Here is a 21,312-nt window from a genome sequence, read left to right on the forward strand (position 1 = left end):
GACCGCCGGGAGCGTCAGTCCCTGCTGCTGAACGCGGCGTCGAAGGCGGCACTCGGGGCGTCGAAGGCCAGCCGGCGGACGAACTGCAACGCCTCCGGTGCGCCGACCAGCCGGTCCATCCCGGCGTCCTCCCACTCGATCGAGATCGGGCCGGTGTAGCCGATCGCGTTCAACGCCCGGAAGCAGTCCTCCCAGGGCACGTCCCCGTGCCCGGTGGAGACGAAGTCCCAGCCGCGGCGCAGGTCCGCCCAGGGCAGGTGGGAGGCGAGCCGGCCGCGCCGGCCGTCCCCGGTGCGCACCTTGGCGTCCTTGCAGTCCACGTGGTAGATCCGGTCGGCGAAGTCGAAGATGAAGTTCACCGGGTCCAGTTCCTGCCACACGAAGTGCGACGGGTCCCAGTTCAGCCCGAACGCGGGCCGGTTGCCGATCGCCTCCAGCGCCCGCTTTGTCGTCCAGTAGTCGTACGCGATCTCGCTGGGGTGCACCTCGTGGGCGAACCGCACACCCACCTCGTCGAACACGTCGAGGATCGGGTTCCACCGGTCGGCGAAGTCCTGGTAGCCGCGCTCGATCATCGCCGGCGGCACCGGCGGGAACATCGCCAGCGTGTGCCAGATCGACGAGCCGGTGAAGCCCACGACCGTCTTCACCCCGAGCTTCGCCGCCGCCCGCGCGGTGTCCTTGATCTCCTCAGCGGCCCGCTGGCGGACGCCCTCGGGCTCCCCGTCGCCCCAGATCCGGCCCGGCAGGATGTCCTGGTGCCGCTCGTCGATCGGGTGGTCGCAGACCGCCTGACCGACGAGGTGGTTGGAGATGGCGAAGACCTGGAGGTTGTGCTTCGCGAGCGTCTCCCGCTTGCGGTCGACGTACGAGTCGTCGGCGAGCGCCTTGTCGACCTCGAAGTGGTCGCCCCAGCAGGCGATCTCCAGGCCGTCGTAGCCCCACTCGGAGGCGAGCCGGCAGACCTCCTCGAACGGCAGGTCCGCCCACTGGCCGGTGAAGAGCGTGATGGGTCGCGCCATTGTCCTTCTCCCCTGTTGTGATGGGGATTCCGTGTGCGGACCGGGGCGAGGGTGACCGGTCAGACCGGTACGCGGCACCGGGACGGGACACCGGTGGGTGCGGAGCGCACCTGGGCCCGGCGGGTTGCGCCTCCCACCGGGTCACCGGCCACCGTCACGGTCGCCGCTCACACCCTATTTCCGCCGGGCCCCATCGCGAAAGCCCCGCCGCCGGATCGTCATTCGGCCACCTCCTCGGGCGCGGGCAGGACAGCCCGGACGGTGAAGCCGCCGCCGGGGCGCGGGCCGGCGGAGAAGGTGCCGCCGATCCGCTCGGCACGCCTGCGCACACCGGGCAGACCACGCCCGGTGCCCGCGGTGCCCCCGGACACCGGTCCGGGACGGGTGCCGTCATCGCGTACCTCGATGGTGATGCCCCGGGCGTCGTAGCGCAGCCGCACCGACACCGGGGCGCCCGGGGCGTGCCGGCGCGCGTTGGTCAGCGACTCCTCGATGATCCGGTACGCCGCGACGTCGACCTCACCGGGCAGCGGCCGGGGCTGCCCGGCCAGGGTCCAGTGCACCGGCTGACCTGCGGCGAAGCCCTCCACCAGCGCGTCGAGGCGGTTCAGGCTGGGCGCTGGCCCGGTCGACGCGTCCGGCTCCTCGGCTCCACGCAGCGCCCGGCGCAGCCGGTGCCCCTGCGCCCGCACCGTCCGGCGCCATCGCGCGAAACGCCCCATGCCGGTCAAGGTACGGCAGCCGGCCGTGAGTCGGTTCGTGGCCTCGCGGGGGCGACAGCGCGGGCGGGCGGACAGACCATGCCCGGCCGAGCGGGGCACACTCGGCCGGGCATGGTCGGCGCTGGGGCGGGTGGCCCGGAGGGACCGTCGGCCACGACCGGCGGCCCTCCGGGCTCAGCCGATCAGGGCAGCGTCCACTTCTGGTTGGCCGCGCCGTTGCAGGTCCAGAGGTGCACGATGGTGCTGTCCGCCGAGTTGTTGCCGGAGACGTCGAGGCACTTGCTCGACGCCGCGTTGCGCAGGCTGCCGTCGGCCTGGGCCGCCCAGTTCTGCGCCCCGGTGCCGTTGCAGGTCCAGAGCTGGATCTTGGTGCCGTCGGCGGTGCCGCTGCCGGACACGTCCAGGCACTTGCCGAGCGCCTTGATCGTCGAGTTCGGCGTCACCGTCCAGGTCTGCGCCGTACTGCCGTTGCAGGTGTAGATCTGGATCTGGGTGCCGTCGGCGGTGCCGCTGTTGCGCACGTCGAGGCACTTGCCGGCCAGACCCTTGACCGGGCCGACCCCCGGGGTGCCGCCACCGCCCTTGACCAGGGTGAAGTCGTCCACATCGAAGAGCCCGGTGCCGCTACCGGTGAAGGTGAGGTAGAGGTTCTGGGCGCCGGACGGGACGTTGGACAGGGCGGTGGTGACGTTGGCGAAGGTGGTCCAGCTGCCGGTGTTCGGCACCGCGACCGAGCCGAGCACCGGGCCGGTGGCCGAACCGGTCCGCACCTGGATGGTGCCGCCCGCGCCACCGGAGACGACCCGCGACGTGAACGAGGTGACCCCGGTCAGGTTCACACCGTTGTACGCGGCCCAGTCGCCCGGGTCGATGTAGCCGATGGTCTGGCCGCCGTTGGCGCCCGCCTTGGTGAACGGGGTGACCCCGTTGGCCGAGCTGAACGCCTCGGCCTGGGTGGTGGTGTTCCCGGTCGGCGGCGGCGTGGTGCCCAGCTCCTTGATCCGGATGTTGCGGAACGAGGCGTCGTCGCCGGTGCCGTGGTTCTGGATGCCGATGTGGCCGGCCAGCGACCGGACCGGGTTGGTGTTGGTGAAGTCGTTGATCTTCACGCCGTTGAGGAAGATCTGGAGCCGCTCGCCCTCGACCAGCAGCTCGTACGTGTTCCACTCCCCCGGCGCGTTCAGCGCCGCGTCCCGGGCGGCGATGTCGGCGGACTTGAAGGTGTAGACCGCCCCGGTGGTGCGGTCGGCCGCGTCGGTAGCGTCGATCTGGATCTCGTAGCCGTTGTCCACCGCAGACCACGGGTCACTGGACGGTGGGAAGCCGATGAAGATGCCGGAGTTGTCGTCGCCGGCCAGCTTCCAGTCCAACTTCAGCGAGTAGTTGGTGAACTGCTTCGCGTTGTACCAGAACAGCCCCATGCCGCCCACCGAGGTGAGGGTGGCGTCGGAGTTGGTGAAGTTGCCCGGGCCGGCCTGCGACCAGCCGGCGGTCGAGCCGTTGTAGAGCGGGGTGTAGCCGGTCTCGGGCCGGCAGTCGGCCTTGCTCCGACCGGAGGCGTACCGGATGCCGCCGAGCAGGTGCGCCCGGAACGCCGGCTCGGCGTACGACGCCTGGGTGTGCCCGCCGCCGGTGTAGAAGGACCGGCCGCCGCTGTAGCTCTTGCACCAGGAGTGCGGGTGGTCGGCGCCCATCCCGCCACCGGAGTACGACGACTCGTCCAGCGTGGCCAGCACGTGGGCGGTGGACCGGGCGTTGGTCCGGTAGTTGTACCACTCGTCGGTGCGGGTCCAGGTCTGCGGCAGGTGCGCGGTCGCCGCGTGCCCCCGGTCCTCCACCTTGACGTTGGCCTGCTGGATGGCCGGGTGCGAGGCGAACCACGCGCCGACCAGGTTGCCGTAGAACGGCCAGTCGTACTCGGTGTCGGCGGCGGCGTGCACGCCCACGTACCCCCGGCCGGAGCCGATGTACGACTCGAACGCGGTCTGCTGGCTGGCGTTGAGCACGTCGCCCGTGGTGTTGAGGAAGACCACCGCCTCGTACTGGTTGAGGTTCGCGGTGGTGAAGGCGGCGGCGTCCTCGGTGGCGGTGACGGTGAAGTTGTTCGCCGCGCCCAGGTCCCGGATGGTCTGGATGCCGACCGGGATCGCGTCGTGCCGGAAGCCGGCCGTCTTGGAGAAGACCAGCACGTCGTAGGGGGCGTCGGCGGCGCTGGCCGGGGTGGCCGGGGTCGTGCAGGCGAGGACGGCGAGGACGGCGGTGGCCGCGCCGAGGACGGGACGCAGGAGTCTGCGCATATCGCTCTCCTAAGAACGGTTAGGAGGGGCCCCTCGTACAACACTAGGCGTCGACAAGGGGCCCTTCCGTTCAACTCAGGGCAGGATCCACTTCTGGTTCGCGGCGGCGGTGCAGGTCCAGAGGTGCACGACGGTGCTGTCCGCCGAGTTGTTTCCGGAGACGTCGAGGCACTTGCTCGACGCCGCGTTGCGCACCGTGCCGTCGGCCTGCGCGGCCCAGTTCTGCGCCCCGGTCCCGTTGCAGGTCCAGAGCTGGATCTTGGTGCCGTCGGCCGAACCGCCACCCGAGACGTCGAGGCACTTGCCCAGCGACCGGATCGTGGAGTTCGGCGTGACCGTCCAGGTCTGCGCCGTGCTGCCGTTGCAGGTGTAGATCTGGATCTGCGTGCCGTCCGCGGTGGCGGCGTTGCGCACGTCCAGGCACTTGCCGCCCAGACCCTTGATCGGCCCAGCCCCGCCGGTGGGCGGCGTACCGGTGACGAAGGTGAACGCGTCCAGGTCGTAGAGCGCGCCGGTGCCCGACCCCGCGAAGGTGAGGTAGAGCGTGGTCGTGCCGGTCGGCGGGTTGGTGATCGACCCCGTCACCGTGGTGAAGGTTTCCCAGCCCCCGGTGACCGGGACCGTGGCCGAGCCGAGCACCGTGCCGGTGGCCGAGCCGGCCCGGACCTGGAGGGTGCCGCCGGCGCCCGCCGAGGAGACCCGGGCGGTGAACGAGGTCACGTTGCCCAGGCGGTACGGCTGGAACGCGATCCAGTCGCCGTTGTTGATGTCGCCGACGGTCTTGCCGCCCTCGGCCGGGGTCTTGCTGAACACGTTGATCCCGGAGGAGCTGCCGAAGAACTCGGCCTGCCGGTGCCGTGGCGGCAGCGTGTGCTGGGTGTGCGTGGTCAGCCCACCGGCGTCGGTGTACTCCGCGTCGAAGATGGCGAAGATGTTCGCCGCGTCGTCGTGCTCACCGTCGACCGGGATGGTGATCGAGCCGGAGCAGCCGGTCTTCGAGGTGATCTGGTGACCGTGCTGGTCGTGCCCGAGCACGTAGGTCATCTTGACCTTCGTACAGTCGATCGTGCCGTCCTCCGGGTCGGTCACGGTGATGCTGAACGGCACCGTGTCACCGAAGCTGAAGAGCTGCCCGTTGCCCGGGTTGTTGATGGTCACCGTCGGCGCGGTGTTGCCCACGTTGATCACCACGCTGGCGGTGCCGGTGGCGCCCTGCGGGTCCCGCACGGTCAGCGTCGCCGTGTAGGTGCCGTTGGTGGTGTAGGTCTTCGTCGGGTTGGCCGCCGTGGAGGTGGTGCCGTCACCGAAGTTCCACGAGTAAGTCAGCGCGCCGCCCTCCGGGTCGGACGAGCCGGCCGAGGAGAACGTCACCGCCAGCGGCGCGGCGCCGGAGGTCCGGTTGGCGCTCGCCGAGGCGTTGGGCGCCCGGTTTCCGCCGGCGACGTAGTCGAAGCGGTAGAGCGCGGAGTTGGCGTCACCGTTGAAGTAGCCGGTGCCGTAGTCGAGCACGTAGTACGCGCCGTCCGGGCCGAACGCCGAGTCCATCACCTGCTTGCCGACCCAGGGGAAGGTGTCGATGGTGCCCCGGGAGCCGTCGGCGTTGACGTGGATCGGCTTGATCCAGCCGCGGCCGAACTCGGTGGCGAAGAACTGCCCGTCGAACGACTGCGGGAACTTCGTCGTCGAGGTGGACGAGGCGTTGTACCGGTAGACCGGGCCGCCCATCGGCGACTCGGAGCCGCCGCCGAACTCCGTCGGGGTGCCGGCGTCGCCGGCGTACCGGATCCAGGCCGGCTTGGCAGCCGGCAGGGTGCCCAGGCCGGTGTTGCGGAACGAGTTGTTGGTCGGCCCGCCGGTGCAGTTGTACTTCGCTCCACCGGTGTTGGTGGCGAAGTCCCACTCGTTGTACGTCTCGGTGCTGGTGTTGGTGCCGGTGCAGTACGGCCAGCCGTAGTTGCCCGGCGCGGCGACCCGGTTGAACTCCACCTGGCCGGACGGCCCGCGGGTGGCGCTGGTGGAGCCGGCGTCCGGGCCGTAGTCACCGACGTAGACGACGCCGGTGGCCTTGTCCACGCTGATCCGGAACGGGTTGCGGAACCCCATCGCGTAGATCTCCGGCCGGGTCCGGGCCGTGCCGGGCGCGAACAGGTTGCCCGCCGGGATGGAGTACGTGCCGTTCGCGTTCACCTTGATCCGCAGGATCTTGCCCCGCAGGTCGTTGGTGTTGCCGGCGCTGCGCTGCGCGTCGTACGCCGGATTGCGGTTGGTCCGCTCGTCGAGCGGCGAGTAGCCGGCGGATTCGAAGGGGTTGGTGTCGTCACCGGTGGACAGGTAGAGGTTGCCGGCGGCGTCGAAGTCGATGTCCCCGCCGACGTGGCAGCACAGGCCGCGGTCGGCCGGCACGTCGAGCACGTCGACCTTGCTGGCCTGGTTGATGGTGAAGTCGGCGTTGAGGGTGAACCGGGAGAGCCGGTTGACGCCCTGCCAGGCCGAGAAGTCGGTGCCGGTGGCGGGCGCGTCGCCGCCGGGGGTGGAGAGCGGCGGGGCGTAGTAGAGGAAGATCTGCCGGTTGCTGGCGAAGTTCGGGTCGACGCCGACGCCCTGCAACCCCTCCTCGTCGTGGGTGTAGACCGGCAGGGTGCCGATCACGGAGGTGGTGCCGTTGGCGTCGGTGCGGCGCAGCGTGCCGTTGCGGGCGGTGTGCAGGACCGAACGGTCCGGCAGGACGGCGAGCGACATCGGCTCTCCCATGTCGGCCACGCCGCGGGCCAGCTCGACCTGCTGGAAGTCCGTGGCGTTGATGGGGTGGGCCTGGGCCGGGGTCGGGCCGCCGAGCGCGGCCGGGCCGGCGCCGAGCGCGACCGTTCCGGCGGCGGCCACCAGCAGCAGCGCCGATCCGGTGGAGAACCATCGTCGGGACCGGTGAGTTGGAGCGTCCTTTGTGGACATTGGTGTGCTGCCCCTTCCTGACGAATGAATGCCAGGCCGGGCGCGCGCCGTCGCGCCGGATGCCGTAGCGGTGGTGGTGGGGGGTCGATGGGGTACCGCGCCGCCGGTTCACCTCGACGAAACATTGTCGTGTTGGCCACGACACTAAATCGCATGTGTCGATGTGTCCATACCTTCCGGCGAGCCGGCATGAACTTTCGTCGATTCGACTGAAAGTTGGCAGGCAGCGCCGTTCCCCGGACACCGGGGATGATGTCCGGGGAACCGTGCGGCGAGCGCCGGCGGGTCAGGCGCGGCGGTCGATCGCCTGCGCGGCCAGCGCGATCAGCGCGGCACGGGCCTCCTCGGCCACCATCGCGCTCTCCAGCGCGGCCAGCGCGGCCTCGGTCCGGACCCGGATCATCTGCTCGATCCGATCCCGGGCACCGGTCGACTCGATGATGCCGCGCAGCTCCGCGGCACCGTCGGCATCGAGCGCGGGGTTGCCGAACAGCTCGCGCAGCCGGGCCGTCTGCGCCCGGTCGGCCGCGCTGCGGGCCAGCGCCATCATCACCGTCGACTTGCCCTCGCGCAGGTCGTCGAGGACGGACTTGCCGGTGACGGCCGGATCGCCGAAGACGCCCAGCACGTCGTCGCGGAGCTGGAACGCGTCCCCCAGCGGGTCGCCGAACTCGCCCAACGCGGCGATCAGCTCCGGCCCCGCGCCGGCCAGGGCCGCGCCGATCTGCAACGGCCGGGTCACCGTGTACCGGGCCGCCTTCATCCGGATCACGGTGAGCGCGCTGGCGACCGAGCCGTCACCCACCCCGGAGACGAGGTCCAGGTACTCCCCCGCGATCACCTCGGTCCGCATCAGCGCGAACACCCCGTACCCCCGGTGCACCTGCTCCGTGCTCAGGCCGCACTCGTGGAACATCTGGTCGGACCACGCCGCGCAGAGGTCGCCGCAGAGCAGCGCGGTGTTCCGCCCGTACGCCTCGGGGTCGCCGCGCCACGACGAGCGGGCGTGCAGATCGGCGAAGAGCCGGTGCACCGACGGCTCACCCCGACGGCGGTCGCTGCCGTCGAGGATGTCGTCGTGGATCAACGCGAACGCGTGGAACAGCTCCAGCGCCGCCGCGGCCACCACGATCGGGGTGCCGTCGGCCGCCCCGGCACCGCGCCAGCCCCAGTAGCAGAAGAGCGGGCGTAGCCGCTTCCCGCCGGCCAGCACGAACCGGTGCAGCGCGGTGAACACGCCGCGCGGCGCGCCGTCCGGCCAATCCGGGCCCTGCCGGTCGAGGAAGGCGGCCAGTTCCGCGTCGAAGCGCGCCCGCAGCCCACTCGTGTCGGTGGGCGCGACCGTGACCGTCATGACCCCACCTCCGGCCGGCCCGCCTCCGCGCCGCCGGTCAGTCCGGCCAACTCCAGCAGCAGCGCCTTGACCTCGGTCGCCGCGATCCGCTCCCGGGCGGCGGCCGGGTCGGAGCAGAGCAGCACCGGGGCGTCCGCCGGGTCGGTCGGCAGCCGGCCGTGCGAGCCGCGTACCGCACGCGCCCCGGCGTCCAGGCCGACCGCGCTCATCAGGTACCGCATGCCGAGCTTCTTGCGGGCCAGGGCGACCCCGGCCCGAGCCTTCGCGGCACCGGGGTTGGCCGGATCGAAGAACAGCTCCGCCGGGTCGTAGCCCGGCTTCCGATGGATCTCCACCAGCCGGGCGAAGTCCGGCGCCCGGGCGTCGTCCAGCCAGTAGTAGTAGGTGAACCAGGAATCCGGCTCGGCCACCAGCACCAGCTCACCGGCGCGCGGATGGTCCAGCCCGTGCGCGGCCTTCCCCTCGGCGTCGAGGACCTCGGCCACCCCGGGCAGGCCGGCGCAGAGCTTCGCCACCGTCGGCAGGTCGGCCGGGTCCTTGACGTAGACGTGCGCGACCTGGTGGTCGGCGACAGCGAACGCCCGCGACGTCCACGGGTCGAGGTACTCCATGCCGGCCTGGGTGTGCACCCGCAGCAGGCCCTCGGCGCGCAGCAGCCGGTTGACGTCCACCGGCCGGGACACGTCGGTGATGCCGTACTCCGACAGCACCACCACGGTGGCGTCGCGGGCCCGGGCGGCGTCCAGCAGTGGGCCGAGCACCGTGTCCAGCTCGGCCGCCGCGGCGGCGGCCTGCGCCGAGGACGGGCCGTACCGTTGCAGGTCGTAGTCCAGGTGCGGCACGTAGACCAGGGTCAGGTCGGGCGACACGTCGGCCAGGATCTGCTCGGCGGCCTGGCAGATCCACCGGGACGAGGGCAGCCCGGCCGTGGGCCCCCAGTAGGTGAACAGCGGGAAGGTGCCCAGGCGTCCGGTGAGCGCGTCGTGCAGCTCCGGCGGGTCGGTGTAGCAGTCCGGCTCCTTGCGCCCGTCCGCGTAGTACACCGGGCGCGGGGTGACCGTCCAGTCGACGTCCGCGCCCATGGCGTACCACCAGCAGACATTGGCGACGGTGTAGCCGGGCTCGGCCCGCCGGGCGGCCTGCCAGAGCTTCTCCCCGCCGACCAGCGCGTTGTGCTGCCGCCACAGCAGCACCTCGCCGAGCTCCCGGAAATACCACCCGTTGCCGACGATCCCGTGCCCGCTCGGTGGCTCGCCGGTGAGGAAGGTGGACTGCACCGAGCAGGTCACCGCGGGCAGCACCGTACCCAGCTCGGCCCGGAAGCCACCGTCGGCGACGCCGCGCAGCCGGGGCATGTGCGCCAGCAGTCGCGGGGTCAGCCCGACCACGTCGAGCACCACCAGTCGTCGGCTCATCGCGACACCCCCGAAGTGACGGTCAGCTCCGGGGTCAGGCCCAGGCCGACCAGCTCGTCGCGGGCGAAGGCCAGCTCGGCGGCGATGCCGGCGGCCAACTCCGCGTCGGTGCCCGGCCGCCGCGCCTCCGGCAACACCCCCCAGGTGTACGTCTCCACGTCGAGGTGGTCGCAACCGGCCGCCGGACCGGCGTACAGCGCGGCCAGCGCGGCGCGCAGCACCGGCAGGGTGGAGCCGAGCGGTTCCTCGGGTGGGGCGTGCAGCGGCACGTGGTAGTGCACCCGCCACGGGCCGGGCAGCTCGGCATCCAGCGCAGCGTCCAGGTCGTCGGCCGCGTACGCCGGGTCGGCCGGGTCGGCCCCGCCCGCGCAGCCGGCGCCCCGGGTCTGGTGCAGGAAGCGCGGCTCCACCCAGCGGCGCAGCGCGTCCGCGCCGCCGGCCGGGTCGGCCGCCTCGACGGCGGCGGAGACCTGCACCTTGACCACCGGCAGGCCCGCCACCCGAAGCCGGTCCAGCGCGGCGGCCGGCTCCTCCCAGGCACACGCGAGGTGGGCCAGGTCGACGCAGACACCCAACCGCTCGGTGTCCATCCCGGACAGCAGCGCGGCGGCCTGACCGGTGCTCTCCACGACGCAGCCCGGCTCCGGTTCGAAGCCGACGCGCACCTGACGGCCGGTGTCCCGCTGCACCGCGGCCAGGCCGGCCGCGAGCTGGTCCAGCCGGCGTCGGGCGGCGTCGGCCCGCTCGGCGTCCCAGGGTTGCCGCCAGGCCAGCGGCAGGGTGGAGATCGAGCCCCGGGCGGCGTCGTCGGGCAGCAGGTCGGCGAGCACCCGGGCCAGGTCCAGGGTGTACGTCAACCGCTGCCCGGTGGTCCAGTCCGGCCGGTAGACGTCGTGCTTGACCACCGGCACCTGGAAGGCCGCGTACGGGAAGCCGTTGAGGGTGACCACCTCCAGCCCCCGCGCGTCCAGCTCGGCGCGCAGCCGACGGCGCAGCGCCGGGTCGGCGGCCAGCTCGGCGGCGACCGGCGCGGCCAGCCACAGGCCGAGGCCGAGCAGGTCGGTGCCGAGCGCCGCGCGTACCGGCACGGCGTAGGTGTCCAGTTGGGCGAGGATGCCGGCGAGCGTCTCGGCGGGGTGCACGTTGGTGCAGTAGCCGAGGTGGACGGTGTCGCCGCCGGCGTGCCGCAGCCGCATCAGCTGCCGCCACGCAGGATCGAGTTGCCGGTCTCCGGGTCCACGGCTGCGAGGTCCAGGTCGGTCAGGTCGAGCCGGCCGGACTGCCCGTAGAACTCGACCGGATTGCGCCACAGCACCCGGTCGACGTCGTCGTCGGTGAACCCGGCCAGCAGCATCGCCTCGCCGGTGGCCCGGGTCAGCAGCGGGTCCGAGCGCCCCCAGTCGGCGGCGGAGTTGACCAGCATCCGTTCGGTCCCGTACTCCCGCAGCAGTTCCACCATCCGGGGCGGGGACATCTTGGTGTCCGGGTAGATGGAGAACCCGAGCCAGCAGCCGGTGTCCCGGACCAGCTTGACGGTCACCTCGTTGAGGTGGTCGACCACCACCCGGCCCGGGTCGATGCCGGACTCGGTGACCACGGCGAGGGTGCGCTCGACGCCCCGGGCCTTGTCCCGGTGCGGGGTGTGCACCAGCGCCGGCAGGTCGTACGCCACGGCCAGCGCGAGCTGCGCGGCGAACGCCTCGTCCTCCTCCGGGGTCATCGAGTCGTACCCGATCTCGCCGACCGCGACCACGGCGTCCTTGTCCAGGTAGCGCGGCAGCAGGTCGAGCACCGGCCGGCAGCGCGGGTCGTTCGCCTCCTTGGGGTTCAGCGCCACGGTGGCGTGGTGCCGCACCCCGAACTGCCCGGCGCGGAACGGCTCCCAGCCGATCAGCGAGTCGAAGTAGTCGGCGAACGAGGCGGCGCTGGTGCGGGGCTGACCCAGCCAGAACGCCGGCTCCACCACGGCCCGGACGCCGGCGGCGGCCATCCGTTCGTAGTCGTCCGTGGTGCGTGACGTCATGTGGATGTGGGGGTCGAAGATGCGCATCACGCCTCCGTGGGGGTGGAACGGTCGACGGTGCCGGTCCCTCCGCTGTGCGCGGTGAGCCGGTCGAGCAGGTCGGTGGCGTCGGTGGGCATCTCCCGGCCGGCGGCGTGCCGCTCGGCGGCCAGCGCGGCCAGCATCGCGGCCAGCTCACCGTCGGCGCGGGCGTCCAGGTCGGCCACGACGGCCAGCGGCACGCCGGTGAACACGCACTTGAGCACCGCCTGCCGCCAGGCGGCCGGGTCGAGGTGCCGGGCGTACGGGCCGAGCGCGGCGGCGACCAGACGGGTGTCGTTGGTCCGGATCGCGTCGTGCAGCAGCGGCACCCCGGCGGCCCCGATCGGCAGCAGCGGCAGGGCGCGCAGCACGGCCCGCCGCTCGGCCGCGTCGCCGTGCCGGTAGAGCGCGTCGGCGTGGTCGGCGTGGTCGGCGGGCAGGGCGGTGAGCAGCAGCACCCGGGCCGCGTCGTCGGCCGTCCAGCCGGGGGCGTCGGGCAGTGCGGCCCGGCCGCAACGCCGGCCGGCGGCCGGGAAGAGCCGGGTGATGTCGGTGGGCTCGGCCGCGACCCGGCGCAGCGCCGTGTCCAGCCAGTCGGGATCGGGTACGCCCCGCAGCGCGGCCCGTAGTGAATCCGGTGTCATCCCGTCTCCTCCCCTTGTGCTGCTCCGCAGGCACCCCAGCCGCGCCCTCTGCTCTGCTTCACTCCACGCGACGGCCACTGTCCGGATAGCGGACGGCCGCTGTTGCGTCCGTTGAAGCAGAGCAAAGGGCACCTGCGGGTACCTCGTCCTTGGTGGGCCGGCCGGTCGCCGCCGTGCTCGCGGTCGTGCTCCGGGCCGCCGCCGTCGCGGCGGCGGCACGCAGGAACTCGATCGACCGGGCGGCCACGGCGGGCGCGGCGTGCGAGTCCCGGGGCAGCTCGACGGCGACCAGACCGCGGTAGCCGGCCTGCGCCAGGGCGGCCAGCACCGGCGGAAAATCGATCTCGCCGGAGCCGAACTCGAGGTGCTCGTGCACGCCCCGGCGCATGTCGTCGATCTGCACGTTGACCAGGTGCGCGGCCACCTCGGCGACGCACTGCGGCACCGACCACGGCTCCAGGCACCGGCAGTGCCCGATGTCGAGGGTGATGCCGAAGCGGCCCGGGTCGCCGAGTGCCGCGCGCAGCCGACGCCAGCCGGCGATGTCCTCGACCAGCATTCCCGGCTCGGGTTCGAAGCCGAGGGTCACGCCCGCCGCGTCCGCGGCGTCGACCACGGTGGCGCAACCGGCCACCAGCCGGTCCCAGGCCGTCTGCGGTGGCACCGCCTCGGGGCGGACGCCGGCCCAGAAGGAGACCGCCTCCGCGCCCAGGTCCGCGCCGATCCGGACGGCCCGGCGCAGGAACTCGATCCGCCGGGTCGGGTCGTCGTGCAGCAGCGTCGGCGCGTGCTTGTGCCACGGGTCGAGCAGGTAGCGGGCACCGGTCTCGATCACCACGGCGAGGCCCAGCGCGCTCAGCCGCCGGCCGACCGCCGCGATCCGGCGGGTCAGCCCCGGGGCGAACGGGTCGAGGTGGTCGTGGTCGAGGGTGAGCGCCACCCCGACGTAGCCGAGATCGGCGATGACGGCGAGCGCGTCGTCGAGCCGGTGGTTGGCGAAGCCGTTGGTGCCGTACCCGAGGCGCAGCGTCCGCGCGTCGGCGGCCGGCGGCGCGGGGCGGGGGCGGGGGGCGGTCATGTCGGGGAGACCTTCCGGGCCAGCCGCCGGCCCAACGGTGCCGCCGCCGCGACGGCCAGCCCGAGCAGACCGGCTCCGCCGCGGGCGGTGAGCGCTCCCTGGAGGGCCGGGAGTCCGGTGATCCCGGCGCCGACCGCGGCGCGTACCCGCCCGGCCGACGGGTCGCGGACCACCTGCGCCTGGGCCGCGCCGTAGCGGGTGGCGTACCAGCCGGCCAGCACGGCGGGCAGCGCGGCGACCAGCCCGACCGGTCGCGCCGGGCCGCGACCCGCGCCGGGGGCGGCGACGGCGGCGCTGGCGGCCACGAGTGCGGTGCCGGCCAACGTGCGCAGTGGCAACGCGGCGTCGGCGCCGGTGACCTCGCGGCGGGACAGTGCGGTGACCGTCCACGTGTGCGCGGCGACGGTCGCCGCCGCCGGCAGCGCCCGGGTCAGCCGGCCACCGGACGCGCCGAGCAGCACGTCCAGCCCCCGGCAGGCGGCCATCACGGCGGGCCCGGCGGCGGTGTTCTTGGCCAGCAGGTCGTACCCCCAGATGCTGGCGGCCAGCGGCACGGCGAGCGCGGCGGCGCGGCGACCGCCCACGGCGGCGGCCAGGCCCACGCCGGCGGCGGTGAGGCCCGCCGCGAGGCCGACCGCGGCGGCGGGGGCGACGCGGCCGCTGGGGATGGGCCGTTCCGGCCGCTCGACGGCGTCCAGCCGCCGGTCGGCCCAGTCGTTGGCGGCCATGCCGGCCCAGTACAGCAGCACCGAGGCGCCGGCCAGGGCGGGGGTACGCCGGCTCAACGCGCCGGCCGCCGCCGCGCCGGCGACCACGTCGCCGGGCACCGAGAGCGCGGCCGGCGCCCGGACCAGCTCGGCGAGGTCAGCCAACGTTGTCATCGGAACCGTCCAGGTCGGCGTGCAGCGCACGGGTGAAGTCGGCCAGCCGGGCCCACTGCTCGGCCAGCGAGTGGGTGGGTGCGCCGAGCGGGTCCTTGAAGAAGAAGCCCAGCTCGGTCAGCGGCCCGACGTGCCCGGCCGCGTGCGCGGCGGCGGTGAGCCGGGCGAGGTCGAGCACCAGCGGGGCGGCCAGCGCGGAGTCGCAGCCGTGCCAGGTGAACTCCATCCGCATCCCGGTGCCGAGGAAGCCGGCGAAGGTGATCAGATCCCAGGCGGTCTTGAAGTCGCCCAGCTCCTCGACGTACTCGATCCGGGTGCCGCCCTGGGGCAGGTAGCCCAGCGTCTCGCCGAGCACCCGCTGCTTGCTCTGCACCTTCGCCGCGTTGGCCGCCGGGTCGGCGAGGGTGGCGCCGTCGCCGCCGCCCAGCAGGTTGACGCCCGACCAGGAGCGCACGGCCAGGTTCCGCATCGCGAACATCGGCGCGAGCACCGACTTGACCAGGGTCTCCCCGGTCTTGCCGTCGTGCCCGGCGTACGGCAGCCGGACCTGCTCGGCGAGCGCGGTCAGCGCCGGCAGCCGCAGCCCGGTGGACGGGGTGAAGTCGACGTACGGGCAGCCGGCCAACAGCGCCGCGTACGCGTACAGGGAACTGGGCGGCAGCACCTCGTCGGGGCCGGCGAGGGCGGCGCGCAGCGCGTCCGGATCGGCGTGCCCGGGGTGCGGCGCGGGGACCGGTTCGGTGGCGGAGACGTTGACGACCACCACCCGGTCCAGTGCGTGGCGCTCACGGAAGGCGGTGAGGTCGCGGACCACGGCGGCGGCCCGGTCGGCCTGGGTGCCGCCGTCCGGCGCGGGGCGCAGCTCCTGCTCGACAGCGGCCAGCTCGTCGGGGAGCGCGGCGACCAGCCGGCCCGGGATGACGCCGCTGTCGGCCAGCGCCTCGGCCCGCTTGCACAGCGGGGTGGTGGCCAGGTCGTGCCCGCCGAAGACCAGGTCGGCGAAGGACGGCAGGGCCGGGCCGCGTAGCTGGGGAAGCTCGGTGACACAGCCGGTCGGCCCGGCCAGGCCGGCCCGCAGGGCGAGCCCTCCGACGATGCTGGTGGTGGCCACGGAACCGCGCGCACCTACCAGCCAGACACCCGTTCGCATGGTGCTCCTTCCCGTTCAGGAGGGCCGTCGGTGAAACTAAATATAGGAATATCAGAATATTTCTCGGAAAGATACGCCCTTGCTGGATGGGCCCCGCCCGCCCGCCCCGCACCGGGATGGCACCGGGTTCCGACGTCGGCGTCGGCGGCGACGACGCCGGACCGGCTCCCGGTACGGGTGCGGACAGACGGGGCTGGTAGGCAGGGTCGGTCGGCGTCTCGACCCTGCCTCCCCCGCATCCGACCGGCCGGGGCGTTGGCGCACCCCGACCGAACGTCTCAGGCCGCCGTGCCCACCGGATCGTCGACCGGTGCGCGGCCCGCCGGACGTCGGCGGGCGGAAGCGGTACGGGTGGGAGCAACGGCGGGCAGTGCCATCGGGTCCTCCGGATCGCCGGGGATGGTGGCGGTCCTCCGGTGCGGCCGGGGAATCCCGGTCCGGTCGCACCGGACGACCGTCCTGCTCGTGCGCCACCGGGCCATACGGCCCGGCTGCACGCCCTCCGGTGCCGACCTCGTCCCGGCCGCGGGGCGCAAACCGCGGCCGGTCCCTCGCCGGTCGGCTCCGGAAAGCCGGTCGGGCGACGGTGACGCGAACACCACCGTCGCGGATGGTCAGAAGGTCAGACGGCCACCGCCGCCAACGCCGGCGACACCTCGGTCCAGGAGGAGCCGATCTCCGCCGAACGGGTCACCGCGTCCAGCACGAGCTGGACCTGCAACGCGTCGGCGAAGGACGGAGCCGGATCGGCGCCGGTCGCGACCGCCTCGATGAAGTCGCGCATCTGGTGGGTGAAGGAGTGCTCGTAGCCGATGATGTGGCCGGGCGGCCACCACGCCGACATGTACGGGTGCTCGCCCTCGGTCACCAGGATGCGGCTGAAACCCTGTTCCACGGTGGGCCGGGTGGCGTCGTAGAACTCCAGCTCGTTGAGACGTTCCAGGTCGAAGACCACGCTGCCGAGCGAGCCGTTGATCTCGACACGCAGGGCGTTCTTGCGGCCGGTGGCGAACCGGCTCGCCTCGTACGTGGCCAGCGCGCCACCGTCGAGCCGGGCCACGAAGACCGCGGCGTCGTCGACGGTGACCGGACCGGTGGCCGAACCGTTGCCGTCCACCGACCCGCCGCCGTCCACCGTGGCCGCCAACCCGCTGGACCCGGCCGGCAACGGCCGTTCCTTGACGAAGGTCTCGGTGACCGCGCTGACGCCGGTGATCCGTTGGCCGGTCACGAACTGGGTCAGGTCGATGATGTGCGCGCCGATGTCGCCGAGCGCGCCGGAGCCCGCCCTGTCCTTCTGCAACCGCCAGACCAGCGGGAACTGCGGATCCACGATCCAGTCCTGCAGGTACGTCGCCCGGACGTGCCGGATCACCCCGAGCCGTCCGTCGGCGACCAACTGGCGCATCATCGTGACCGCGGGGACCCGGCGGTAGTTGAACCCGCACATCGACCGCACCCCGGCTACCCGGGCCGTGTCCGCCGCGGCGGTCATCGCCCGTGCCTCGGCCACCGTGTTGGCCAACGGCTTCTCGCACAGCACGTGCTTGCCGGCGGCCAACGCGGCGAGGGCGATCTCGGCATGGCTGTCACCCGGGGTGCAGACGTCGACCACGTCGATGTCGTCCCGGTTGATCAGGTCACGCCAGTCCGTGGTGTACGCGTCCCAGCCGAGCCGGTCGGCGGCGTCGGCCACCTTTCCGGTGTCCCGGCCGCAGATAAGCGCCATCCGGGCCCGCGCCGGCAGGTCGAACACGCGGTTCACGGTGCGCCACGCCTGCGAGTGCGCGGCGCCCATGAACGCGTAACCGACCATGCCGATCCGCAGTTCTCTGTCTGTCGTGGACAAGGTGGGTCTCCCCCCGTGTGTCAGAACCCGAGCTTGTCGTAGCTGCTCGCGTTCTCCTTGGTGATCGTCTCCGAGGCCAGGGTCACTTCCTTGGGAACCTGCAGCTCCGTCAGGTCGCCCAGGCCCCGGCCCTGCGCGATGAGCCGCGCGAGGGAGACCGCCGACGAGGCCATCGACGGGTTGTAGGTGACCGTCGCCTTGAGCACGGTGTTGTCGGCCTTGATCGCGTCGATCGCGAGCTTCGAACCCGCGCCGCCGACCATGAAGAACTCCGAGCGGTTGGCCTGCTTGATGGCGGCCAGCACGCCGATGCCCTGGTCGTCGTCGTGGTTCCAGATCGCGTCGATCTTCGGCAGTGCCTGGAGCAGCTGGGCCGCCTCGCGCTGGCCGCTGTCCGAGGTGAACTCGGCCGAGCGCCGGTTGCCCACCTTGAACCCGTACGTCGCCAGGGCCGCCGCGAAGCCGGCGCTGCGCTCGACGGTCAGCGGGATCTCCAGGCCGGCGATCTCACCGATCACCGGGTTGGCGACGCCCTTGTCCTTGAGCTGCTTGCCGATGAAGTGCCCGGCCGAGACGCCCATGCCGTAGTTGTCGCCCTTGATGACCAGCCGCGAGGCCAGCGCGTCGGGGAAGGCCCGGTCGAGGTTCACGATCGGGATGCCCGCCTGCATCGCCTGGAGGGCAACGGCGTTGACCTCCTTGCCGTCGTGCGGCAGCACGACGATGATGTCCGGCTTCTGGGCGATCAGCGTGCCGAGCGTGGAGCGCTGGGCCTCGGAGTTCGACCCACCGTCGACCTCCTTGAACTCCACGTCGGAGTAGGCCGCGGCCTGCGCCTTCGCGTTGGCGTGGATCGCACCCATCCAGCCGTGGTCGGCGGCCGGCGCGGAGAAACCGATGACGACCTTCTTGCCCGGGGCGTTGTTGCCTTCGCTGTTTCCGGCGGCCTTGGTCTGCGTGCTGGCGGCCGGCGTGTCGTTACTGGTGCAGGCGGTGAGGAGGGTGGCGGCGCCGACTGCGGCTCCACCGAAGAGCAACCGGCGGCGCGACAGGTCGCGACTGTGCTGGGTCATGAATGACCTCCTGGGAGCGGGATTCGGTTTGGTGAGGGTGTGCGAGGTCCGGCCACTGTCGAATTTCTCGACGTCGCCCGGGACAACGGTGCGGTGCGTCAGGTTGCGGTGGTGACCCTGTTCCGCGCGAGGAGCCGAGTGAAGGACTTGAACTGGAACTGCTGGACCAGGACGGCGGCGACGATGATGCCGCCCTTGACCATGTTCTGTGCCTCGATGGAGAGGCCGTTGATGGCGAAGAGGTTGGTGATCGTGGCGAAGATGATCACGCCGAGCAGTGAGCCGACGATCGTGCCCCGGCCACCGCTGAGCAGCGTCCCGCCGATGATCGCGGCGGCGATCGCGTCCAGCTCGTAGAGGTTGGCCATCGCCGCCTGGGCCGAGGTGGCCTGGGAGGTGAGCATGATGGCGGCGATACCGCAGCAGAGACCGGAGAGCGCGTAGAGCAGCATGGTGTGCCGGCGGACGTTGATGCCGGCCAGCCGGGCCGCCTCCGGGTTACCGCCGACCGCGATGGTCCGCCGACCGAAGGTCGTCCGGTTGAGCAGGATCCAGCCGGCCACCACCACCGCGCCGAGGATGTAGACGAGGATCGGAATCCCGAGCACCTTGCGGGCGGCGATGTCGTTGATGAAGGTGCTGCTCGACACCTGGGTCTGCTTGTTGGAGATCGACGCCGCGAGTCCGCGCGCGGCCACCAGCATCGCGAGCGTCGCGATGAACGGCACCAGCCGCCCGTACGAGATGAGCACGCCGTTGATCAGGCCGACGCAGATGCCGACCACGAGGGCGGCGAAGATCATGCCCCCGGCGCCGTAACTCTGGGTGGCTACCGTGGTGCACCAGACGCCGGCCAGCGCGACGATGGCCCCGACCGAGAGGTCGATCCCGCCGCCGATGATCACGAAGGTCATGCCGACCGTGACCACGCCGACGACGGAGGCCAGTTGCAGGATGGCCAGAACGTTGTTCCAGACCCAGTTGGGGTCGCCGTACAGGTCCGGCTTGGTGATCGCGCCGACCACGATGAGTGCGGCCAGCACACCGATCAGGCCGAGGTTGCGCTTCGCGCCGTCACCGCCGTCCCCCCGCCACCAGGAGAGCCGGCCCGTGGAGGTCGCCTTGTCGCTGGCCACCGCCGTCTCGGCCGGGTCCACCGGCGGCGACTGGGCCGGAAGCTGCGCGCGCTCCGGTGTCGCCGTTGGAGTGGGAGTCGCGTCGCTCATGCCGGTGCGCCTTCCATCAGGGACCCCGCCATCACGAGGTCGAGCACGGTGTTCTCGTCGAGTTCGCCGGCCGCGGCCTCGCGGACGACCCGCCCTTCCCGCATCACCAGCACCCGGTCGGCCAGACCGAGCACCTCGGGAACTTCGCTGGAGACCAGCAGCACCCCGACGCCCTGCGCGGCCAACGCCCGGATGACCTGGTAGAGCTCGGCCCGGGCGCCCACGTCCACGCCCCGGGTGGGCTCGTCGAGCAGCAGCAGCTTGGTGCCGCCGAGCAGCCAGCGCCCGACCACCACCTTCTGCTGGTTGCCGCCGGAGAGGGTGCGCACCGGCCGGTCGACGTCGCGGGGCCGCAGCTCCAGGCTCTCGGCGATCCGGTCCGCCTCGGCGCGCTCCTTGGCGGCGTCGGTGAAGCCGAGCCGCGCGTACCGGCCGAAGGTGGCCAGCGTGACGTTGCGGTAGATCGGTTCACCGAGCAGCAGCGCCTGGCTCTTGCGTTCCTCCGGAGCCATTCCCATGCCGGCCCGTACCGCCGCGCCGACGCTGCCCGGACGCAGGACCCGCCCGGCCATCCGGATGGAGCCGGACTCCGCGGTGCGGGCGCCGTAGATGGTCTCCAGCAGCTCGGAGCGACCGGAGCCGACCAGGCCGGCGATGCCGACGATCTCCCCGGCGCGGACGTCGAGCGAGACGTCGGCGAACTCCCCGGGACGGGTCAGCCCCTCCACCTGGAGCAGCTCGGCGCCGACGGTGTCGTCGGTCGGCCGGTCCGGGAAGACGTACTCGATGGTGCGCCCGGTCATCCGGCTGACCAGGTCGCGGGTCGGAGTGTCGCGGGCCGGCAGGTTCGCCGCCGTGGTCCGACCGTCCTTGAGGACGGTGACCCGGTCGCCGATCTCGCGGATCTCCTCCAGCCGGTGGGAGATGTAGATGACCGCGATGCCCTGCGCGGTCAGCTCGCGGATGATCCGGAACAGGTTGCCGACCTCGTCGTGGGCCAGCACGGCACTCGGCTCGTCCATGATGATCAGTCGGGCCTCGTGCGACAGCGCCCGCGCCATGCTGACGACCTGCTTGCCGGCGGCCGGCAGCGCCCGGACCATCCGCCCCGGCGGGATCTCGCCGTGGCCGAGCCGGCCGAGGATCTGCCGGGTGTGCCGGGCCATCTTGCCGCGCCGGACGAACCCGAAGCTGCGGTGCTCGTGGCCGAGGAAGGCGTTGTCCGCCACCGAGAGATCCTCGACGAGGTCGAGCTCCTGGTAGATGGTCGCGATGCCGGCGCGCATGGCGGCCTGCGGGTTGGCGAAGGTGACCGGCTCGCCGCGCCACTCGACCTCGCCGGAGTCCGGCCGGTGCACGCCGGCCAGCACCTTGATCAGGGTGGACTTGCCGGCGCCGTTCTGCCCGAGCAGGCAGTGCACCTCGCCGGCGCGCACCTCCAGCTGCACGCCGTCCAGGGCGCGGACTCCGGGGAACGTCTTGACCACGTCGGTGAGGCGCAGGACGACCTCGCCGGCGACGGTGTCGGCGGGGGCTTCGATCAGCGGCGCGTCGACGCTGGTGTCCGTCGGCGCGGTGGCGGCGTTCTCCTCGGACTGGGCCACAGTC

At 72.5% G+C, this 21,312-nt stretch carries 16 protein-coding genes; all 16 read right to left on the bottom strand.

The window, feature by feature from the left end; all coding sequences use genetic code 11:
• Window positions 1–14: 14 nt before the first annotated feature.
• The 16 genes from AB0K07_RS18010 to AB0K07_RS18085 all read right to left on the bottom strand — a co-directional run bounded on the left by AB0K07_RS18010 (window position 15) and on the right by AB0K07_RS18085 (window position 21,245).
• Window positions 15–1,022 (bottom strand): sugar phosphate isomerase/epimerase family protein, encoded by a 1,008-nt coding sequence (locus tag AB0K07_RS18010; protein WP_363756374.1) that lies wholly within the window; start codon window positions 1,020–1,022, stop codon window positions 15–17.
• Window positions 1,023–1,240: 218 nt separating this feature from the next.
• Window positions 1,241–1,744: an ATP-binding protein gene (locus AB0K07_RS18015; protein WP_363756376.1), complete on the bottom strand. Its 504-nt coding sequence runs from the start codon at window positions 1,742–1,744 to the stop codon at window positions 1,241–1,243.
• 182 nt (window positions 1,745–1,926) lie between these two features.
• Window positions 1,927–4,041, bottom strand: a complete 2,115-nt coding sequence (locus AB0K07_RS18020) for a ThuA domain-containing protein (protein ID WP_363756378.1) — start codon at window positions 4,039–4,041, stop codon at window positions 1,927–1,929.
• Between the two features lie 75 nt (window positions 4,042–4,116).
• On the bottom strand, window positions 4,117–6,990 hold the full coding sequence (locus tag AB0K07_RS18025) for a PQQ-dependent sugar dehydrogenase (protein WP_363756380.1): 2,874 nt from the start codon (window positions 6,988–6,990) through the stop codon (window positions 4,117–4,119).
• A 286-nt stretch (window positions 6,991–7,276) separates the two neighbouring features.
• The gene (locus AB0K07_RS18030) at window positions 7,277–8,344 is read right to left on the bottom strand and encodes a polyprenyl synthetase family protein (RefSeq protein ID WP_363756382.1); all 1,068 of its coding nucleotides are present in this window, start codon (window positions 8,342–8,344) and stop codon (window positions 7,277–7,279) included.
• Entirely contained in the window at window positions 8,341–9,759 is a 1,419-nt protein-coding gene (locus tag AB0K07_RS18035) for a nucleotide pyrophosphatase/phosphodiesterase family protein (protein ID WP_363756384.1), read from the bottom strand. The genes AB0K07_RS18030 and AB0K07_RS18035 overlap by 4 nt, the downstream gene beginning before the upstream one ends.
• The gene (gene eboE, locus AB0K07_RS18040; RefSeq protein ID WP_363756386.1) at window positions 9,756–10,955 is read right to left on the bottom strand and encodes a metabolite traffic protein EboE; all 1,200 of its coding nucleotides are present in this window, start codon (window positions 10,953–10,955) and stop codon (window positions 9,756–9,758) included. Before eboE ends, AB0K07_RS18035 begins: the two co-directional genes overlap by 4 nt.
• On the bottom strand, window positions 10,955–11,809 hold the full coding sequence (locus tag AB0K07_RS18045) for a TatD family hydrolase (RefSeq protein WP_363756388.1): 855 nt from the start codon (window positions 11,807–11,809) through the stop codon (window positions 10,955–10,957). The genes eboE and AB0K07_RS18045 overlap by 1 nt, the downstream gene beginning before the upstream one ends.
• Window positions 11,809–12,447: an EboA domain-containing protein gene (locus AB0K07_RS18050; RefSeq protein ID WP_363756390.1), complete on the bottom strand. Its 639-nt coding sequence runs from the start codon at window positions 12,445–12,447 to the stop codon at window positions 11,809–11,811. The genes AB0K07_RS18045 and AB0K07_RS18050 overlap by 1 nt, the downstream gene beginning before the upstream one ends.
• A gap of 58 nt (window positions 12,448–12,505) precedes the next feature.
• Complete coding sequence (locus tag AB0K07_RS18055; protein ID WP_363756392.1) at window positions 12,506–13,525, bottom strand: sugar phosphate isomerase/epimerase family protein; 1,020 nt, start codon at window positions 13,523–13,525, stop codon at window positions 12,506–12,508.
• A complete protein-coding gene (locus AB0K07_RS18060) occupies window positions 13,522–14,406 on the bottom strand; it encodes an SCO3242 family prenyltransferase (RefSeq protein ID WP_363756394.1) in 885 nt (294 codons plus the stop codon). The genes AB0K07_RS18055 and AB0K07_RS18060 overlap by 4 nt, the downstream gene beginning before the upstream one ends.
• Window positions 14,390–15,556: an inositol-3-phosphate synthase gene (locus AB0K07_RS18065; RefSeq protein ID WP_363756396.1), complete on the bottom strand. Its 1,167-nt coding sequence runs from the start codon at window positions 15,554–15,556 to the stop codon at window positions 14,390–14,392. The genes AB0K07_RS18060 and AB0K07_RS18065 overlap by 17 nt, the downstream gene beginning before the upstream one ends.
• A gap of 622 nt (window positions 15,557–16,178) precedes the next feature.
• Window positions 16,179–17,405: a Gfo/Idh/MocA family oxidoreductase gene (locus AB0K07_RS18070; RefSeq protein WP_363756398.1), complete on the bottom strand. Its 1,227-nt coding sequence runs from the start codon at window positions 17,403–17,405 to the stop codon at window positions 16,179–16,181.
• A gap of 20 nt (window positions 17,406–17,425) precedes the next feature.
• Entirely contained in the window at window positions 17,426–18,478 is a 1,053-nt protein-coding gene (locus AB0K07_RS18075) for a substrate-binding domain-containing protein (RefSeq protein WP_363756400.1), read from the bottom strand.
• Window positions 18,479–18,576: 98 nt separating this feature from the next.
• Window positions 18,577–19,704: an ABC transporter permease gene (locus AB0K07_RS18080; RefSeq protein WP_363756402.1), complete on the bottom strand. Its 1,128-nt coding sequence runs from the start codon at window positions 19,702–19,704 to the stop codon at window positions 18,577–18,579.
• Entirely contained in the window at window positions 19,701–21,245 is a 1,545-nt protein-coding gene (locus AB0K07_RS18085; protein WP_363756647.1) for a sugar ABC transporter ATP-binding protein, read from the bottom strand. Before AB0K07_RS18085 ends, AB0K07_RS18080 begins: the two co-directional genes overlap by 4 nt.
• Window positions 21,246–21,312 lie beyond the last annotated feature (67 nt).

This window comes from Micromonospora sp. NPDC049301 (assembly GCF_040678715.1).
Classification (GTDB): domain Bacteria; phylum Actinomycetota; class Actinomycetes; order Mycobacteriales; family Micromonosporaceae; genus Micromonospora.

Excerpts from the sequence above, each read along its gene's own strand:
- AB0K07_RS18010 (WP_363756374.1), bottom strand. The coding sequence starts at position 1,022 with ATGGCGCGACCCATCACGCTCTTCACCGGCCAGTGGGCGGACCTGCCG.
- AB0K07_RS18015 (WP_363756376.1), bottom strand. The coding sequence starts at position 1,744 with ATGGGGCGTTTCGCGCGATGGCGCCGGACGGTGCGGGCGCAGGGGCAC.
- AB0K07_RS18020 (WP_363756378.1), bottom strand. The coding sequence starts at position 4,041 with ATGCGCAGACTCCTGCGTCCCGTCCTCGGCGCGGCCACCGCCGTCCTC.
- AB0K07_RS18025 (WP_363756380.1), bottom strand. The coding sequence starts at position 6,990 with ATGTCCACAAAGGACGCTCCAACTCACCGGTCCCGACGATGGTTCTCC.
- AB0K07_RS18030 (WP_363756382.1), bottom strand. The coding sequence starts at position 8,344 with ATGACGGTCACGGTCGCGCCCACCGACACGAGTGGGCTGCGGGCGCGC.
- AB0K07_RS18035 (WP_363756384.1), bottom strand. The coding sequence starts at position 9,759 with ATGAGCCGACGACTGGTGGTGCTCGACGTGGTCGGGCTGACCCCGCGA.
- eboE (WP_363756386.1), bottom strand. The coding sequence starts at position 10,955 with ATGCGGCTGCGGCACGCCGGCGGCGACACCGTCCACCTCGGCTACTGC.
- AB0K07_RS18045 (WP_363756388.1), bottom strand. The coding sequence starts at position 11,809 with ATGCGCATCTTCGACCCCCACATCCACATGACGTCACGCACCACGGAC.
- AB0K07_RS18050 (WP_363756390.1), bottom strand. The coding sequence starts at position 12,447 with ATGACACCGGATTCACTACGGGCCGCGCTGCGGGGCGTACCCGATCCC.
- AB0K07_RS18055 (WP_363756392.1), bottom strand. The coding sequence starts at position 13,525 with ATGACCGCCCCCCGCCCCCGCCCCGCGCCGCCGGCCGCCGACGCGCGG.
- AB0K07_RS18060 (WP_363756394.1), bottom strand. The coding sequence starts at position 14,406 with ATGACAACGTTGGCTGACCTCGCCGAGCTGGTCCGGGCGCCGGCCGCG.
- AB0K07_RS18065 (WP_363756396.1), bottom strand. The coding sequence starts at position 15,556 with ATGCGAACGGGTGTCTGGCTGGTAGGTGCGCGCGGTTCCGTGGCCACC.
- AB0K07_RS18075 (WP_363756400.1), bottom strand. The coding sequence starts at position 18,478 with ATGACCCAGCACAGTCGCGACCTGTCGCGCCGCCGGTTGCTCTTCGGT.
- AB0K07_RS18080 (WP_363756402.1), bottom strand. The coding sequence starts at position 19,704 with ATGAGCGACGCGACTCCCACTCCAACGGCGACACCGGAGCGCGCGCAG.